This is a genomic window from Mucilaginibacter aurantiaciroseus (assembly GCF_024055595.1).
Lineage (GTDB): Bacteria > Bacteroidota > Bacteroidia > Sphingobacteriales > Sphingobacteriaceae > Mucilaginibacter > Mucilaginibacter aurantiaciroseus.
Genome location: NZ_JAMXOF010000003.1, coordinates 132,720 through 150,549 on the forward strand (window position 1 = coordinate 132,720; position 17,830 = coordinate 150,549).

Consider the following 17,830-nt stretch of genomic DNA (forward strand, 5'->3'; position numbering starts at 1 on the left):
TTACTTTTTGACTTTATCTGACTGCAAAAGGTTTAAAGCCATCATTTCTTTCATGGTATGCTGCATACCCTCGGTAGAACCATCCAGGAAAATAACGTTACCATTGGAGTTTTCGGCGAAGTGTTTGATAGATTCCGTCCACATGGTGAAGAGGATTACCGAGGTATCCATATTGGCTTCCTTCATCTCTTTGGCTGCAACCGTCATACCCTTGGCCACTTCCTCGCGGAACAGGGCTATACCTTGCCCGCGTAATTGTGCCGCCTGGCGCTCGGCCTCGGCAGAAATTTTTATGGCATTACCCTCAGCCTCAGCGGCTTTGGTTTTGGTGATCAGTAAAGCCTGGCCTTCGTTCTCGGCGGCGGCTTTCAGGTTATTTGATGCCACAACCTGGCTCATCGATTTCATGATGATGTCGTCGAACGTAATATCGTTCAGTTGAAGATCCTGCAGGTGGTAGCCCCAGCCTTCCAGTATGGTATCTAACTGTTCTTTAACATGTTCCACAATATCTCGGCGCAATATCAACACCTCACTTTGGCGTTTTGTAGCCACAAATGCACGGATAGAGCCTTCTACCGTGCGGATCAATGCCTGCATCAGGTTACGCTCATCCACAAACTTAAAAGCTACATTTTTGATGCTTTCTTCCTGCTGATCTAGCACCGAGTATAGCAGCATGGCCTTGAAATACACATTGGCCTGATCAAATGTAACCGCCTGAAATTCAAGCTCTACAGATCGGTTTTGGATTGATATTTTGGAGTAGATCTGCTCTACCAGTGGGATTTTAAAGTTAAGGCCCGGCGTAAGAATGCGGCGATATTTACCAAAAATGGTTACTACCGCTACGGTTCCCTGCTTTACGGTAACAAACGACGAGAGCGCTACAATGATGATAAAGAATACAAGCAGGTAGGCTACAATTGATGATGATGTCATTAGGCTAAATATTTTTAATAAATATAGGCTTAATAACAATAGGTGCAACAGGCAATTTTAAACTCAAAATCCGCGCATTTTTTTCACCAAAAAACGGCCTTGAATCACCATTTTTCGACAGGTAAATAGCCCGTAAAATCTATTTTTATTCCGCCGTCCAAACCGCATCCACAAACCATTTTTTGTTGTCGAAAAACCGATCCAATGGTTTAAAGCCCGACTTGCCGGCCATCTCATTTACCTGCTCCACGGCATATTTTTGCGAGATCTCCATGTAAATGTATTCATCCTTTTGGAACGATATGATTTCCTGACCGATCTTCACTTCCTGGTCGGCGAGACTAATGAGGTAACTTTTGCATGAACCGGTTTCCGGGTCGTACATGGCGTAGTGGTCAAACTGGCGGGTGTTAAAATCGCCACCAAGCTCGCGGTTAATGCGTTCCAGCAAATTGATATTAAAACGTTTGGTAATGCCTTCGCTATCGTTATAGGCAGCCAATACAGTCGCGGGGTTTTTCTTGAGGTCGACACCAATCAGCACCATATCACCAGTTGATAGGTTGTTGCGCAATTCCTTGCAAAAACCTTCTGCATCTGCTACCTGCATGTTACCGATGTTCGATCCAAGAAACATTACCACTTTGCGTTTATTAGAAATAGCCGCAGCTTTTTTCAGCATGTCAAAATACTCGCCGTTAAGGCCTTCTATTTTAATGCCGGGCAGGGTTACGGGTAACGTAATATTGAGGTACGAGATTACATTATCCGATATATCAATCGGCAGGTAGGTAAAATCGGCTTCGTTGTCTATCAGGTATTTTAGTAACTGGGTAGATTTTGTAGCATCGCCGGCACCAAGTTCTATCAGGTCGAAGGCATCTCCATCGGCAATGATCGCTTTACAAATTTCTGCCGTTTGCGAGGTAAAGATCTCCATTTCGCAATTGGTGGGATAGTATTCTTCGCAGTTCATAAGTTCCTGGAAAATCTTATCGCCCTGGGCATCATAAAAATATTTCGACTCCAGATGCTTTGGAGTGGAGGTTAAACCAGCCACAACGTCCTGTAAAAAACGATCGTCGATTGAGGTATTTGCTGTGGTTTGTTGTGTTACTGTACTGGTATATTCCATAATGTTGTATTGTGAGCTTACTTAGCAAGACGGATGCCAGTAAATTGCCAGCGCAACTCCGGCTGGAAGAAATTACGATATGTAATGCGGCTATGGTTTGGCGAGGTTACTTCTGATGCACCCCTCAGCACTTTTTGCCCTACCATAAATTTACCATTGTATTCGCCAATGGCGCCCGGTGCTTTCGCAAAACCAGGGTAAGGCAGGTAGGCGCTTTCTGTCCATTCCCAGCACTTGCCCCATTTAAATTGGGAAGCCGCGGCTTCCCACTCAAATTCGGTGGGCAAACGCATGCCTTTCCATGAGGCGTAGGCGTACGCTTCATAATAGCTAATGTGGCGCGCGGGCTCGTGCAGGTTTAGCTTCTCTAAACCATTGTAGGTGTAGTTGTGCCATTCACCCTCGATGCTATGCCAGTACATTGGGGAATTTACCTTATTGGTATTTACCCAATCCCAGCCGGCGGCATGCCAGTGGCGGAAATCGTGATAGCCGGCATCATTTATAAATTCTAAATATTCGGCATTGGTTACCAGGTCCGGACTTATCTCAAATGCATTCAGGTACACCTTGTGGCGGTTCAGTTCATTGTCAAATGAGAAACCTTCGCCCTCAAAACCTATCTCGTAAACACCTTCTTTTAACTTGATAAATGGCGCGCCCATTTTCTCTGACTTTGGCGAAATGTAACTATGCGAGTAAGCCGGGAACAGCGGGTTATTACCCAATATAAATTTTATATCGGTCAGCAACAATTCCTGGTGTTGCTCCTCGTGGTTAAAACCAAGGATCAATAATTCTCTCACATCATCACTTACATCGCCGCAGGCCAAAAAGTTGTACATGGCATCATCCACATACTTTCGGTAGCGCTTAATGTCTATTACCGTAGGGCGACTTAAATTACCACGATCCGTGCGGATAACGCGGTTGCCCACGGTTTCGTAATAGCTGTTAAAAACGTAATTGTAGTTAGTGTCAAACTCCTGGTATTCGGCAAAGTAGGGTTTCAGGATAAAAGTTTCGAAAAACCAGGTGGTGTGCCCGATATGCCATTTAGGTGGGCTAACATCTACCACGGGTTGTACCACATAATCTTCGGTTTGCAGGGGTTCGCAAATGGCGTCGGTACGCTGGCGAACTTTTTTGTAACAGTCGGCTAAATCAATCATAATTACTTCCTTTCCAAATACCTCTTAAGGTCTGATATTGTTTTAATGTGCAGCTCATTTGCCTGCTTTTGGCGCATCATTAATGCATACGCATTATTAAACCCAATTGGTTTTAGCCATTTTATCTGGTAGCGCTTCGCAAATTCATGCTGCACGTAGTTGTAGGTACTATCCTTACTCACCTGCAGCCGGGTAACCGTTTGGGGCGACGCCTTTAAAATAGCCAATAAACCTGTGCCGGTATACTCCGGGTAAAAGTCTATCTGGTCGTTCGTCATGGCGTCAAAAACTATTTTGGTTCCGCCCAAGCCTGTTTTGGTAGCTACGCTATAATTCGTATAACCTTTAATTAGCATGGTGTACATGCTGGCCAAGATGTATTGCTCACCAAAAATTTTTGAGCCGATGCGCACCGTACCTTCGTTGCCGCCACGCTCGGGTCTGTACAGTTTTTTTGAAACCAGAAAATCTTTAGCCACTCGCTCCGGCGTTTGGTGAAGGTAGTCAGTCCGGTAATTTAATTCGGTCATTACCGAGTCAGTAATTTTGCCGGCCAGCAGGTTCAGCGTTTTTTCTAGCTCAGGAAATTTTCTAAGGGCATCTTCCCTCACAATCGGCGCGGCATAATATGGCGGGAAGATCTTTTTATCATCATTTAACACCACCAGATCGTAAGCCTTTAAGCGTCCGTCCGTACTGTATCCGCTTATTACATCCAGTTCTTTTTCCTGCGCGGCCTTGTACATTACGGCATCATTTATCACAATGGTGTGGATCTTTAACCCATACTTGCTGATGAGGCCCAGGTTACCATCCTGTCTGCCCATAAACTCGGGCGTAAAGCCTGCGGTTAGTTTACTGCCATAGGCAGATGGGATAAAGTACAGGCACGATAAAAAGATCAGCAACACAGGGGCGAACTTCACCGCGCCTTTTATCTTTTTAAAATTCAGTTTTTGCAATCGCGACAGCAGGAAATCAAACAATATAGCCAGCATAGCAGCCGGGATAGCGCCTGCCAGGATCATGTTGGTATTGTTTAGCGAGATGCCGCCAAAAATAAATTCGCCCAGGCCACCTGCTGCGATGTAGGATGCAAGGGTAGCCACACCTACGTTGATAACCGTGGCTGTACGTATACCCGCTAATATTACGGGCATAGCCAAGGGCAATTCTACTTTAAACAATACCTGCCATTTGTTCATACCCATGGCAACAGCGGCTTCCTTAACGGTTGCATCAACCCCGGTAATACCGGTATAGGTATTACGGATGATGGGCAGCAAAGCATAAAGTAATAGCGCCACAATTGCAGGTTTTGCACCGATGCCTAAAACCGGGATCATGAAACCAAGCAGGGCAATACTGGGGATGGTTTGCAGGATGCCGGCAATGCCCAGCACAATGCCCGACAGCTGTTTTTTACGGGTGATGTAAATGCCCAAAGGCAACCCCACCAGCACAGCGATGAACAACGAGATAAACGTTAGCCCAATATGCTGCATGGTTTGCACCCCAAGCTTATCGGCCTGCTGCTGCATAAATTCCCATAAAGTTTGCTGATGCTCATTCATGGGATTGGTGATTTTTATATTTTGAAAACGCGGCCATCAACTGGTCGAACGTGATGGGTCTTACTTCTTTATTTTGCTGGTTTAGCACGTTAATGTTTTCCCGCGGGTAAAATTTAAAGTTCTCTAAAGCCTCCCAAACGCCGGATGATGCCGGGATTAGCGAAGTGTTTATTTTTTTACCGCCCTCCGGCAGGTACTCCCAAATATCGCTTAGTTTAATGGTTTTAAACTCCAGCTGCAGGTGCTGCTCTTTTAGGAAATTGCGCACAAAATCGTTAACCGGGTTAAACAACAGATTGGCCGGTGAGCCTATCTGTATAATTTTACCTTTATCCATCAAGGCAATGCGGTCGGCCAGTTCAAAGGCTTCCTGCACATCGTGGGTTACCATAATAATGGTTTTGCGTTTCAGTTCGTCCAACGCTAAAAATTCGCCATGAATTTTTGAACGGGTAACGTTATCTAAGGCGCCGAAAGGCTCGTCCATTAGCAATACGGGCGGGTTGGCCACCAAAGCCCTTGCCAAGCCAATACGCTGCTGCTGGCCACCGCTTAGTTCGTTAGGGTAAACATTCAGATAATTTTTATCGAGGTGGAGCTTTTCCAGTAGCTCGGCGACACGTGCTTGCGTTTTGGCCTTATCCCATTTAAGCAGGTTGGGCACAATGGCAATGTTTTCTGCAACGGTGTAATGCGGGAATAGGCCGTTGTTTTGCAGCACATACCCAATGCTACGCCGTAAGATCTCGGCGGGTTGGCCGATGATGTTTTTGCCATCGATAGCAATTGACCCGCTGTCGGGTTCTATCAACCGGTTAAGCATTTTTAGCGTAGTGGTTTTGCCGGAGCCGCTTGTACCCAAAAGTACCATATTCTCACCCTCGTTCACCTCAAAGGAAATATCATCAACCGCGTGTGTTGTGCCAAAGGTTTTTACAAGATGCTCAACTTTTATCATCGGGCGTTATTCATCTAAAGTCATGAATAAATTATTCAGCGACTCCGAATAGGTGGGGTGCGCAAACACACAATACCTGATTCTGTCGTAAGTGATGCCACCCTCCATCGCCATTTGCAATACGCTCATCACCTCGCCCCCTTCGCTACCAATGATGGCCGCGCCCAGGATCTTTTTGGTTTTGGCATCTACTACAGCTTTCATCATGCCACGGGTGTCTCCGGTCTCGATAGCGCGGGCAACGTGCGCCATAGGCAGGGTTGCTATTTTATAATCCAGCCCTTGCTCTTTAGCCTGCGCTTCGGTAATGCCTACGCGGCCCAGTTCGGGGTCGGTAAACATACAATAGGGTACTGGCCTATCGTTAATATTCAGGTTCTGTTTTTCGATGAGGTTGCGGTAAACAATGGTGTAATCGTTATAAGAGATATGCGTAAACACCGGGCCGCCTTTAACATCGCCAAGGGCATAAATGCCTTTAACATTTGTTTCCAGCTTGCTGTTTACCTTGATGTTGCCTTTATCGTCCATCTTAACGCCGGTTTTATCCAGGCCAAGCGTATCCGTTTGCGGCGCGCGACCGATAGCGATCAACACATGGCTGCATTTGATCTTTTGCTCTTTGCTACCCACGCTTACCGTAGCAGTAATTTTGCCTTTGCCCTTTGTTTTAAATTTGATGGCTTTGGCATTAGCGTGGATAGTAATATCTTCCTGCTCCAAAATTTGGGTGATCTCGGTAGAGATATCCTCGTCCTCGCGGGATAATAACCTGCTTGCTTTTTCCAAAATGGTAACCTTGCTGCCAAACCTGCGGAACATCTGCCCAAATTCCAGCCCTATGTAGTTACCCCCAATGATGAGCAGATGCGCGGGCACTTTCTCCAGGTCGAGGATAGTGGTTGATGTCAGGTAATCTATTTCATCCAGTCCCTCAATATCATTAGGGATTATGGTTTTAGCACCTGTATTGATAAAAACTAAAGGGGCCTTAAACTCCTGCGCCTTGCCCTTTATATTAGGCGTTACACTGATGGTTTTTTTATCGATAAAGGTAGCGTTGCCAAAAAGCAGATCGAGGTTTGGGGTTTCCTCTACCGCCGCTTGCCCGCCGTTGCGCGATTTCAGGACGATATCATCCTTATGTTTTTTAACCTGGCGCATGTCAACCCTGTACCCTTTTATAGTTACGCCCATCTCGGTGCATTTACCTGCCAGATACGCTACGCGCGCGCTGGCAACCATGGTTTTGGTAGGCGTACAGCCATCGTTAACACATGTGCCGCCAATGAAGCGCTTTTCTACAAGCAGGGTTTTTTTACCAGAAATAGCCAGTTTTTTGGCAAGCGGCATCCCCGCCTGGCCAGATCCTATTACTATACAATCGTATTCCTTCATTATTGGGTTATTTTAACACCTTTCCAAAAGGCTATATAATTGGTGATATTGGCGGCTGCCAATTTTGGCTTGGGGTAATACCAGGCCGCATCTTTGTTTTGTTGCCCATCCACCTCAATGGTGTAATAAGAGGCAATGCCTTTCCAGGGGCAGGTGGTGTGGGTACTGCATTCCCTCAAAAATTCGGGCTTTACGCTGTCATTAGGGAAATAATGATTGTTTTCAACTACAATGGTGTCATTGCTTTCGGCGATAATCTGGTTGTTCCAAACGGCTTTCATAAGGCTAATTGTTTATATAAAGGTACTTTATAAGTATTGGATTTATAAATAGCCAAACAGGTTTTTTGTTTGCCATATTCTAAATTGATGTGCTAATAATTAATAGACGCGCGGGGTCAAAAAACCTTTCTAAAAATTTTTGTGAAAAAATATTTTTAATTTATCCGGAAACGTATATCTTTGCAATCCCAAAATAAGGGAAAATAAATTTAAAATATCGGATTTATAACTCTAAAATGGCCCGTTCGTCTAGGGGTTAGGACGTTAGATTTTCATTCTAGAAACAGGGGTTCGATTCCCCTACGGGCTACCAAAGGAAACGTACATAATTGTATGTTTCCTTTTTTTATGCAGTTACCTTTTTGACTATGATGAAATTAGAACATTAATGTAAGCCCGAAAAAGATGTTCGATGTTTTAATGAAAATTTTTGATAAACTTTACTCTTTAAAAAAAGCTACTGCATATAATACCCATACGCTGAATAATTCAGTTTATGAACCGGTTAATCAAATTCATCAAAATCATGTTTGGGCAGGCAAGGAAATCGACAAAACGAAAGCCAATATAAAGTTCTTCCAAGCCGCCGCCGATGTGACTGGTTTGTCTTCCGTTGGAGCTGCGTACGGCAATCCTTTTGTTAACGATAGGGTTCAGGAATCCTTAGCTGGTGTAAATAAAAAATATATTGTTACACCTTTTTTTAATCTCAACTATTCTAATTTTCATAGAAAAAAAAGCATCAAAAACTCGTAAGCGGGTGTAAGCCAATGTTACATATATGTAACAAAAAATTTATCTCTGAGGCTGAATTAAACAGGGTTAAAAAAAGGTTTGAAACAGAAGTATTAAAAAAAGCGGAAGATTACGGTAAAAATCACCACTTGGCAGATTCTGTATTATATAATTTGAAATAGTATAATCATGTTGCGCACTTGTAGCCTAACCAAAATACCTGAATTTGTCATGTAAGCCAAAGGTGTTGAAAAGTATTGTCGGGGTCGTAGGTTGCTGCTTGTTTGTTTATATTGAAAACACGATTCGTCCTGGGATCGTTTCCTACGCCGGCAAGATAGGCCCAGTTTCCCCAGTTATTGCAAACATCATAGTCAATCAGCTGCTGCTCAAAATAGGCAGCGCCATAGCGCCAGTCTAAACGTAGGTTATTGCATAAATAGCTGGCTACATTTTGCCTACCCCGGTTGCTCATAAAGCCGGTAAGTTTAAGCTCTTTCATATTAGCATCTATGAATGAAACCCCGGTTGTACCGTTTATCCAATTTGTTAGCGCGGTTTCAAAATGTTCTTGACTCATTGACCCGGAAGATAAGCTGTCTGAATTCAAAAAATAACGTTTCCCATTTTTTTCCATGCAAAAACCAAAATAGTCACGCCATAGTAATTCAAACACCAACCAGTAAGTGGATTCATTGGACCCATATATTATTTCATATCTTTTTATTTCTCGATAAATTTCTTTTGCAGAGATACAGCCCAAAGCCAGCCACGCAGAAAACTTGGAAGAAAACCTTTCACCAACCATCCCATTACGTGTTTCTTTATAAGAGGATAAAGCTTGTGTTTGGAAAAAATAATACTGCAAACGCTGGCGAGCCGCTTGCTCTCCCCCTTTAAATTGTATCGAAGCCCGCTGATCTATTGATATGCTTATCGAATTTAGTTCATCAGGCAGTGTTAAATTTAACGCCGCAATTGGTGGTGATTTAATAACTGATGGCGCTGGAAATACCGGCCTTACAGCGACTGTCTTTTCTGTTATTTTTCGGAAATCAGTAAATATATCAGGTAATCGTTCGATAGAAAACGGCAAATCGGACGAGTGAAAAAGGTTACGACATTCAAACGTAGAAATAGCGCAATTTAGAATTAACAGCTCATCTGTTACTTTTTTTTGTGTGGTTAACTCTTCGGGGGCAACCTCTTTTTCTGCATATATTTTTTGGGCACCATGTTTATTTGCAAGCCAAAATATTTCCTTTTCTATCACTCCTTTTAATAATAACAGCCCCGAACCTACCCCGCGTAAATCTGAATCGAGTTGCTGCAAACTCTCCCTTAAGAATTTCAACCTAAAATCGCCCGCTTTTTTAAACCCAAACTTGGTAGTTCGCAACAATTGATCGTCCAGGCAATAAAACGGTATCACTTCATCATTTTCTGCTACTGCCCTCAACAAACATTCGTTATCGCGTAAACGGAGATTTGTTTTAAACCATACCAATGCAATTTTCTTTGTCGCCATATTTATACTACTGATATTTTGATACTTACCTAACAACTCCTCCGGAATTATAAAAACCTTTGCAGACCCCAGCGTCAGCGATTGGAAGACTTTTTAAAAACGCTGTAAATTAATATTTAATAATCATCAAAATGCGGCTAACAACTTTAAATCTTCTAAAAAGAAGCTCGAAAAGCTTCACCTACGGGGTACTAAAATCATTATAAAAACGCTGACACCCTGCAAATTAAAATTTGCAGGTGTTACTATTGGCTTAAAAACACCATATTAAGCACCGAAACGCAACAAAACCGATCGTAATTCGATGCGATTGCTGACCATCATTGTGGGAAAAGACCCACTAAAATCAAACTTGGCAACTGAGGCATTAGCATAGCCGTACTCACTATTGGTAATGGTTGTGGTAGTACCATAAGCAATATTAGGTACAGCCCCTTAGGTGTAAGCAGGCTTAGTTGGCGTTATGCCACCGCCTTGCTTGTAAGAAACGATATTATTTGTACAACTAATGGCCGGGGGGCAAGCTTAACAACTGCTTTAATGTAGTTTAATGTAGCTATGCGGTATAAATCGCAGCACGAAGCTGCGATAAGAGGGGTCGCCTAAGCTTTGAAAAGTGCCTTATTTAAACAATGTTTTAACAGAAAAATAAAGGCCGTTACGATTTCTCATAACGGCATCATTTGGGGGGGGGCAGGAGCAGGACTACTATTGAACCGTCTAATGAGGGACTTGAAAATGTTCGCATGCATTTAAACTATGATTCGATTTTAATGGAGACCACGCCTAAGAACGATAACGCCGTGATTTTTGTGCTTGTGCTGATGCCCCACCAAAGCTGGGTTATTATTTCAATACAACATTACTATAAATATGGTATTCTCCGGGTCCGTAAGTTACCGTATAAGGCAATGTTACGTTAACGGAACCACCTGTCATGTAATCGTACCAAGTACCTGCGCTTGGGAAGGCTATCGTTGCCGATTGACTGTTGACATCGAAGTTCCCGGCTACTACAACATTTTCAGCAGTACCATTTAGGTAAACCGTTTTTATAGAGCCGGATGAACTCGAGCTGATAGATGACGTTGCAAATACCGGGTTTCTGATCTTCATCCTAATTAGCCTGGCGTAGGTGGCATAAAGCCTATGCCGCAAAGGGTCTTTATTATACTCCCAATGAATCGGCTTTTCGCCTGTGCGGCCATTCTGGTCAATACTAATATCATATCCTAACTCTCCAAACTGCCAGATCATTTTAGGCCCAGGCGCCGTTAGCAGGAATGCGGCAGCGGCTTCCTCACGCGCCAATGCAGTTGGGAGTGTTTTAACGCTGTAGCTGCCCGATACATTACCATATTGCAGGTTTTTATACATCAACCTTTCCTCGTCGTGGCTCTCCATGTAGGTAACCAGGTTATCGGGCTGGGTAAAGCCGGTGTGGCTGGTAAAGTACAAGCGAGAAAAATTAGAAGTAGGCACATAGCCCATTGTTGCCTCATTAAAGTTGTAATTGATGTTACACCACAACATCATGCCCGCATCTGATAGCTCTTTTTCTTCGCGGTCGCCGCCAAAAAATTCAAGAATGTTGTAAAAGTTATTGTTATCAATACTTTTAATAAAGCTATTATATTCATTCCAAATGGCAACTCTGCTTGCATCGTAAGCAGCAAAGGATGCATCGTCGTTACTTGTTTTTTGGGTGAAGCCTTTAGCAAGGTCGAACCGGTAACCATCAATCTTATATTGCTGCATATAAAATTTCATCACGTTTTTAGCAAAGTATTTGGTAGCCGGGCTTTCGTGATTAAAATCGTAACCCACGTTGTAGGGGTGGGTAGGATTAACATTGAACCATGGGCTGGCGCTCCGCGGCTTTTGCGTTGCTTTGTCAAAATAAAGCTGCACCATCGGCGACTGGCCGAAGGAATGGTTCAGCACCATATCTAAAATTACCGCAATACCACGGGAATGGCACTCGTCAACTAAAGCTTTTAAATCGTTTTTTGTGCCATAGTATTTATCAACCGCGAAATAAAATGAAGGGTTATATCCCCAAGACGAGTTGCCTTCAAACTCGTTTATCGGCATTAATTCAATAGCGTTAATGCCTAGGTTGGTTAAATAACTAAGTGTATCTTTCAAGGTTTTGTAACTGTGGGTGCCTACAAAATCGCGCATATGAAGTTCGTAGATAACCAGCTTGTTTTTATCAGGACGCGTAAAACTAGCGTTTTTCCAGGCGTACGCCGCTTGGTTGCCCTGCATCACGCTAACGATACCCGTTTGACCGGCAGGATAGGGTTTCAGATCCGGGTAAACCGACGCAGGTATATATTTGTCGTTATCAGGATCTAACACCTTTTCGCAATAGGGATCAGCGACTTTTAAGGTACCGTCAGACAGGAATTGATACGCATATTCTTTATTAGCGTCAAGGTTGTCAATTTGCACCCACCAGTTATTGCCGTCGGGCGTAACCGTCATGGCCGTTGGCAACCAGTTATTAAATTCGCCGATTACCGCCATGGATGTTTTTCCCGGTGCGTAGATATTAAATATAGCCGAGGCACCCGAGTTGATATAAGTTACCCCATCGCCGGCACCGGCAGGCAAAGCCTTACCATTTGTAATGGGCGGAGGTGTTACTGTGCCACCACCGCCCGCCGGAGGATCTACACTTTTTTTGCTGCAACTTACGGTACCCAATAGCAGCCCAATAATTCCCGTTAATAAAATGATATTTCTCATAAATACTGGTTGTTTTTTGCAGCGCGAAGCTGGATAGTAATGCTGTTTATTGTTGATATAAAATATATGCAGTTGTAGCCGGTAAAGTAACACTGTTATTTGCCTTAGCAATGCCTTGCCGGCTAACTCTGTAGCCATTGGCAACCATTGTCCAGATACCTGCGGGCAACGTTAGTGATTGCGGAGCTGTACTGCCATTGAGGATAACCATAATTGTTTTCCACGAATCCCCGTTGGCGTTACCATTTAGGGTGTAGGCAATAAGGCCTTCGATACCTGTATTTTTAAAAACAAGATGCTGTTGGATCATCTCCGCTGTCGGCATCCGGAAAGCCGGATGGCTTTTGCGCAGGGAAATTAATCCTTTATAATAATCATAAACGCCTTTATATTGCGCTTTGCGATGCCAATCGATCCGATTAATACTATCAGGTGATTTAAAGGAATTGGCAATGCCTTTCTTTGTCCGCAAAAATTCTGCGCCGGAATGTAAAAACGCAACGCCCTGTGCGGTAAGCACTGCCGTATTGGTCAGCTTATCCATTTTAATAATCTCCGCTTCGCTGGCATCCGGGTTAGCGATTTTTAAGCGGTCGAATAAGGTATTGTCGTCATGACAAGAAGCGTAACTTATAGCCTGGCCCGGTTGTGCAGCCCATGGAGCCTTCGAGTAATTCACCTCCCGGTAATTGATTTGCGGATGCTGTACAGCCCCTGCTATACCAAACTTCACACTTTCGGCAGTGCCCGGCTGGGCGCTTACGAAACCTTTAGATTTCACATCGCTAAAACCACCTTTTAAACCGTCGCGCATGTCATCGCCAAAGGCGGCAATTTGATGCAATTGGGAAACGTGGGCCTTAGTAGCGCGCAGGCTGTCCGGTAAAACGCTGTCACCAGCAGTCCAGCCTTCGCCGTAAATAAATATCGTTGGATCATATTTGTGTAAGGCATCGCTAAGGGCATTCATGGTAGCGATATCATGCACCCCCATCAAATCAAACCGGAAGCCATCTAAATGATATTCTTTCGCCCAGTACAGCACCGACTCGATCATGAATTTACGCATCATTGGCATTTCAGATGCCGTTTCGTTCCCGCACCCCGTACCGTTTGAGTACTGCCCGTTCGCTGTTTTCCTATAAAAATATCCCGGGGCAAACTGGTTAAATACCGAGTGCTCTGTATCGTTGGTATGGTTATAAACCACATCCAACACAACGCGCAATCCGTTTGCATGCATGGCTTTTACCATCTGCTTAAATTCGCGGATACGCACGTTGCCATTGTAAGCATCGGTCGCGTAGCTTCCCTCCGGTACATTATAGTTCTGTGGGTCGTAGCCCCAGTTGTACTGCCCGTTTAACGGTTTAGTTTCGTCGACCGTTGCGAAATCAAAAGAAGGTAGCAGGTGCACATGGGTTATACCCAGTTCTTTTATATGACTTAACCCTGTAAATAATCCATCGGGGCTTTTTGTCCCGAACTCGGCAAGGCCCAAAAATTTTCCCTTGTGTTTAATGCCGGAGTTGGGATCAACAGAAATATCGTGTACATGCGTTTCGTACAAAACAATGTCGGTAAAATTCTTCAGTGCAGGCTTTTTATCAATAGCCCAGCCAGTAGGGTTGGTTTCTGACAGGTTTACTACCATACCGCGCTTGCCGTTAGCACCCACCGCTTTTGCATACATATCGGGCTTTTCCAGCAGCCATTTCCCATCTTGCATAACCTGGAAAGTGTAATAGCGGTTTTTGATGTTTTTAATTACGCTGGTTGCCCACGTTCCGTGATCTTTTTTTTCCAGATCAATGGCTTGCAGTGGTTGCCCGCCTAGGCCTGCTGCATACAAGCGCAATTTTACAGATGATGCCGCAGGTGCCCAGACCTTGAAAGTTGTTATTTTTGGCGAATATGTTACGCCGAGATCAGTACCGGTATAAACCGGGTAAACTACATCGGCCGGTTTAAAGGACGTAAGGGTGGTAGTTAGCAAGAGTATTGCTCCATAAAACTTGGGTAACTTCATCTAATCCTCTATATTGAATTTAGCATACTTCAAATCTTTGTTATCCTGCACGTAAATGACAGATACTGCCGCGCAAAGCATAAAGATGCCCGCTATTACCAATGCGTAAATGGCTTGCCCTCCAAAAATATTTTTCACTATCCATCCGCCGAAAAACCCGTTAATGATCTGCGGGAAGGTGATAAAAAAATTGAAAATGCCCATATAAACGCCCATTTTTTTAGCCGGGATTGATCCGGAAACTATAGCATAAGGCATTGAAAGTATGCTTGCCCACGCCAGGCCGATGCCAACCATGCTTATAATGAGCATATTGGGATTCGTTACAAAAAAAATAGAAATAAGCCCTAAACCCCCTGCAATCAGCGAAAACGAGTGCGCCAGCTTGCGGCTGGTTGCCCTGGCAATAGCGGGCAGGCAAAGTGCATAAAGCGCAGACACGCCGTTATAAACACCAAACATAAGCGCGACCCAATCGCCGGCTTTTGCGGCTTTTATCGATGTGGAGTCCTTAAGATCGACATGAAAAACATGCGATGCTATTGCAGGTGATGCAAATACCCACATAGAGAATAGCGCAAACCACGAAAAAAACTGCACCAGTCCCAACTGGCGCATAGCCATTGGCATGTTTTTAAAATCTTTAAATATCTCTCTTAAACCATTCCTCTGCTCTTGTTCGTCTTCTTCGAGATGAAATTTGGCATACTCAGCAGGAGAATATTCTTTAGTGCGGATAACCGACCAAAGCAAACAGACCAACATTACAACAGCGCCAACGTAAAAGGAATAAATTACGTTTTGCTGCACGTGACCTGCTTCGGCCGTTTTGATCCCCGTAAAATGGCTAATAGCCCAAGGCAGTACAGAGCCTGTAACAGCGCCAATGCCAATTAAAAATGTTTGTACCGAAAAGCCCAGGCTGCGTTGGCTATCCGGCAAATTATCTCCTATTAACGCACGGAAGGGTTCCATCGCTACGTTAAAAGAAGCATCCATGATCATCAGGACACCCGCGCCTACCATCACCGGAGGCAAAAACATAATCAGCCCGGCGTTTGGCATAAACAACAATGCCAAAGCAGATAAGACCCCGCCTACCAAAAAATAAGGCTTGCGCCTACCTAAACGGTTCCAGGTACGATCGCTGTAATGGCCAATGATGGGCTGAACGATAATACCTGTGATGGGCGCTGCAAGCCAAAAGAGAGAGAGGTGTTCTACATCGGCACCAAAACTTTGCAGTATGCGCGATGCATTACCGTTTTGCAGCGCAAACCCAAACTGGATTCCTAAAAAGCCAAAGCTCATGTTGAAGATCTGCCAAAAAGTTAGTTTTGGGCGCTCAGCAACCTTACGCGTTTTTGATGCAGATTGTTCTTTAATAGGTTCTTTTAAAGCTGTCATTTGCTTAATTCAATAATTAATGTTGTTTTTGCAGGTATAGTTAATTGATTTAAGCTACCTATTTTTAGTTTTGTTATAACATTAGTGCCGCTATTAAACCCGGCCATACGTTCGTTAAAAAAACCGGTGTTCAATACAGCTTCTTTATCGTTACCGTTATAAGCAACCATTACCGTGTTTTTAGTATCATAACGGAAGTAAGTATAGATACCGCTTCGCGGAATGTACTGCATTAATTTACCGGTTTGCAGTGCCGTGGTATTTTTGCGGTAATTGGCCAGGGTGCGCACATAATTAAACGCATCATTTTCGCTACTATCACGGCCTTCTGCGGTAAACTTATCCTTTTTATCCCCTTCAAAACCACCGGAGAAGTCCTCACGAACCAAGCCATCAGGATTAGAGTAACCCTTCATCAATATCTCATCACCATAATAAATTTGCGGTACGCCACGCATTGTAAGCAGTAAGGCCATACCCGATTTAAACTTGGTAATATCTTCATTTACTACCGAAAAGAAACGGCTCATATCGTGGTTATCCAAAAAGATGGTATTGCGGGTTACATCCTGGTACATAAAATCTTGCGCTACAATATTATACAGCCTGTATACGCCGTCAGTCCAGCCTTCTTTACCATTCAGGGCTTCGGTAATGGCCTCTTTAATTTGTGCGTCTGTAATGCCCGGCAGTTGGGTATCAAAGCCCCGGTTCACGGTATTGCCTTGCGTAAAGTAAGCCTGGTTAGCCACCGACCATACCAGCGTTTCGCCAAATATGGACAAGTGCGGAAACTCCGCTTTCAGTTTCTTTGCCCAGTCCGCCATATAAGCGGCATCATTATAAGGATAGGTATCCAAACGAAGTCCGTCAATCCCGGCGTACTCTATCCACCAAATATGGTTTTGGGTAAGGTAATTTTGTACGTAGGGGTTGTTTTGGTTTACATCCGCCATGCGCCTGTCGAACCAGCCATCCAGCATTTGCTTTTTATCTGCAGCGGCTCCGTGCGGGTCCATTACCGCAGCGTCGCGAAAGTTAGAGTTGGTGTAATTTGGCCACTGATGTACCCAGCTTTTCATCGGCATATCCTGTATCAGCCAGCTTTCGGTGCCAATATGATTGTGCACCAGGTCTTTGATTACCTTTAGGCCCATCTTGTGGCTTTTTGCCACATAAGTTTTAAACAGGTCGTTGGTACCGTAGCGGCGGTCAATCTTATAATAATCGGTTACCGCGTAACCATGATAGGAAGCACGCGGCTCGTCGTTCTCAATCTCCGGCGTCATCCAAATGGCCGTTACACCCAAATCTTTCAAATAGCCCAGATGATTGATCAACCCCTGAATATCTCCTCCATGGCGCGAATACATAGAATCGCGGTGTAAGCCTGTTTCCAGCATGCCCGGCACCACATCGTTGGATGGGTCGCCGTTGGCAAAGCGATCGGGCATCAGTAAGTAAATAAGATCCTTACTGGTTACACCCTGTGCCCATTCGGCACTTTTATTGCGCTGTTTAAGCTCGTAGGTATAAATGAGGTCTTTTTTTCCTGCCTGTTTAAAAGTAATAGGAAATTTGCCGGGACGGGTTTCGGCAGCGATGGTAAGATCGAGAAACAAATAATTGCTGTTCTCTACCTTGTGTACAGCGGAAAGCTTTACCCCGGGATATTTCAAACTGACTATGCTACCTGCAATTTTATCGCCGTGTACAATCAACTGCACTTTTGGGTTGTGAAAACCCACCCACCAAAAGGAAGGTTCTATGCGTTCCAGCGCAGGAACTTGCGCTAGCAGACAACCCGAAAGCAGTAAGAAGCCCAGTGTTAAATGTAACCTTAATCTCATAGGTGAAATAGTTGCTTGTCGCGGTTGATTGGATGCGCGGCAAAATAAACAGGATTGTAAAAATGGT

General features: G+C 44.2%; 13 protein-coding genes and 1 tRNA gene. 2 read left to right on the top strand and 12 right to left on the bottom strand.

Features of this window, described 5'->3' with window-relative positions:
- The 7 genes from NAF17_RS13920 to NAF17_RS13950 form a co-directional block, all read right to left on the bottom strand.
- Positions 1 to 942 carry an SPFH domain-containing protein gene (locus tag NAF17_RS13920; protein WP_252758616.1) on the bottom strand — a complete coding sequence of 314 codons (942 nt, stop codon included), beginning with the start codon at positions 940 to 942 and terminating at the stop codon, positions 1 to 3.
- A 145-nt stretch (positions 943 to 1,087) separates the two neighbouring features.
- A complete protein-coding gene (gene egtD, locus NAF17_RS13925) occupies positions 1,088 to 2,077 on the bottom strand; it encodes an L-histidine N(alpha)-methyltransferase (protein WP_252758617.1) in 990 nt (329 codons plus the stop codon).
- Between the two features lie 17 nt (positions 2,078 to 2,094).
- On the bottom strand, positions 2,095 to 3,249 hold the full coding sequence (egtB, locus tag NAF17_RS13930; protein ID WP_256474524.1) for an ergothioneine biosynthesis protein EgtB: 1,155 nt from the start codon (positions 3,247 to 3,249) through the stop codon (positions 2,095 to 2,097).
- Positions 3,250 to 3,251: 2 nt separating this feature from the next.
- On the bottom strand, positions 3,252 to 4,823 hold the full coding sequence (locus NAF17_RS13935) for an ABC transporter permease/substrate-binding protein (protein ID WP_252758618.1): 1,572 nt from the start codon (positions 4,821 to 4,823) through the stop codon (positions 3,252 to 3,254).
- Positions 4,816 to 5,781 (bottom strand): ABC transporter ATP-binding protein, encoded by a 966-nt coding sequence (locus NAF17_RS13940; RefSeq protein WP_252758619.1) that lies wholly within the window; start codon positions 5,779 to 5,781, stop codon positions 4,816 to 4,818. Before NAF17_RS13940 ends, NAF17_RS13935 begins: the two co-directional genes overlap by 8 nt.
- Before the next feature lie 6 nt (positions 5,782 to 5,787).
- Positions 5,788 to 7,179: a mercuric reductase gene (locus tag NAF17_RS13945; RefSeq protein WP_252758620.1), complete on the bottom strand. Its 1,392-nt coding sequence runs from the start codon at positions 7,177 to 7,179 to the stop codon at positions 5,788 to 5,790.
- The gene (locus NAF17_RS13950; RefSeq protein WP_252758621.1) at positions 7,179 to 7,460 is read right to left on the bottom strand and encodes a DUF427 domain-containing protein; all 282 of its coding nucleotides are present in this window, start codon (positions 7,458 to 7,460) and stop codon (positions 7,179 to 7,181) included. Before NAF17_RS13950 ends, NAF17_RS13945 begins: the two co-directional genes overlap by 1 nt.
- A gap of 238 nt (positions 7,461 to 7,698) precedes the next feature.
- Here NAF17_RS13950 and NAF17_RS13955 point away from each other — a divergent pair.
- Positions 7,699 to 7,773, top strand: a tRNA-Glu gene (locus tag NAF17_RS13955).
- Between the two features lie 107 nt (positions 7,774 to 7,880).
- Positions 7,881 to 8,216 carry a hypothetical protein gene (locus tag NAF17_RS13960; protein WP_252758622.1) on the top strand — a complete coding sequence of 112 codons (336 nt, stop codon included), beginning with the start codon at positions 7,881 to 7,883 and terminating at the stop codon, positions 8,214 to 8,216.
- Between the two features lie 208 nt (positions 8,217 to 8,424).
- On the opposite strand, the gene NAF17_RS13965 is transcribed toward NAF17_RS13960, so the two are convergent.
- The 5 genes from NAF17_RS13965 to NAF17_RS13985 form a co-directional block, all read right to left on the bottom strand.
- On the bottom strand, positions 8,425 to 9,723 hold the full coding sequence (locus NAF17_RS13965) for a DASH family cryptochrome (RefSeq protein WP_252758623.1): 1,299 nt from the start codon (positions 9,721 to 9,723) through the stop codon (positions 8,425 to 8,427).
- A gap of 846 nt (positions 9,724 to 10,569) precedes the next feature.
- Positions 10,570 to 12,477 carry an alpha-amylase family glycosyl hydrolase gene (locus tag NAF17_RS13970; protein WP_252758624.1) on the bottom strand — a complete coding sequence of 636 codons (1,908 nt, stop codon included), beginning with the start codon at positions 12,475 to 12,477 and terminating at the stop codon, positions 10,570 to 10,572.
- A 46-nt stretch (positions 12,478 to 12,523) separates the two neighbouring features.
- A complete protein-coding gene (gene pulA, locus NAF17_RS13975) occupies positions 12,524 to 14,506 on the bottom strand; it encodes a type I pullulanase (protein WP_252758625.1) in 1,983 nt (660 codons plus the stop codon).
- Positions 14,507 to 15,913 carry an MFS transporter gene (locus NAF17_RS13980; protein WP_252758626.1) on the bottom strand — a complete coding sequence of 469 codons (1,407 nt, stop codon included), beginning with the start codon at positions 15,911 to 15,913 and terminating at the stop codon, positions 14,507 to 14,509.
- Positions 15,910 to 17,763, bottom strand: a complete 1,854-nt coding sequence (locus NAF17_RS13985) for a glycoside hydrolase family 13 protein (protein WP_252758627.1) — start codon at positions 17,761 to 17,763, stop codon at positions 15,910 to 15,912. The genes NAF17_RS13980 and NAF17_RS13985 overlap by 4 nt, the downstream gene beginning before the upstream one ends.
- Positions 17,764 to 17,830 lie beyond the last annotated feature (67 nt).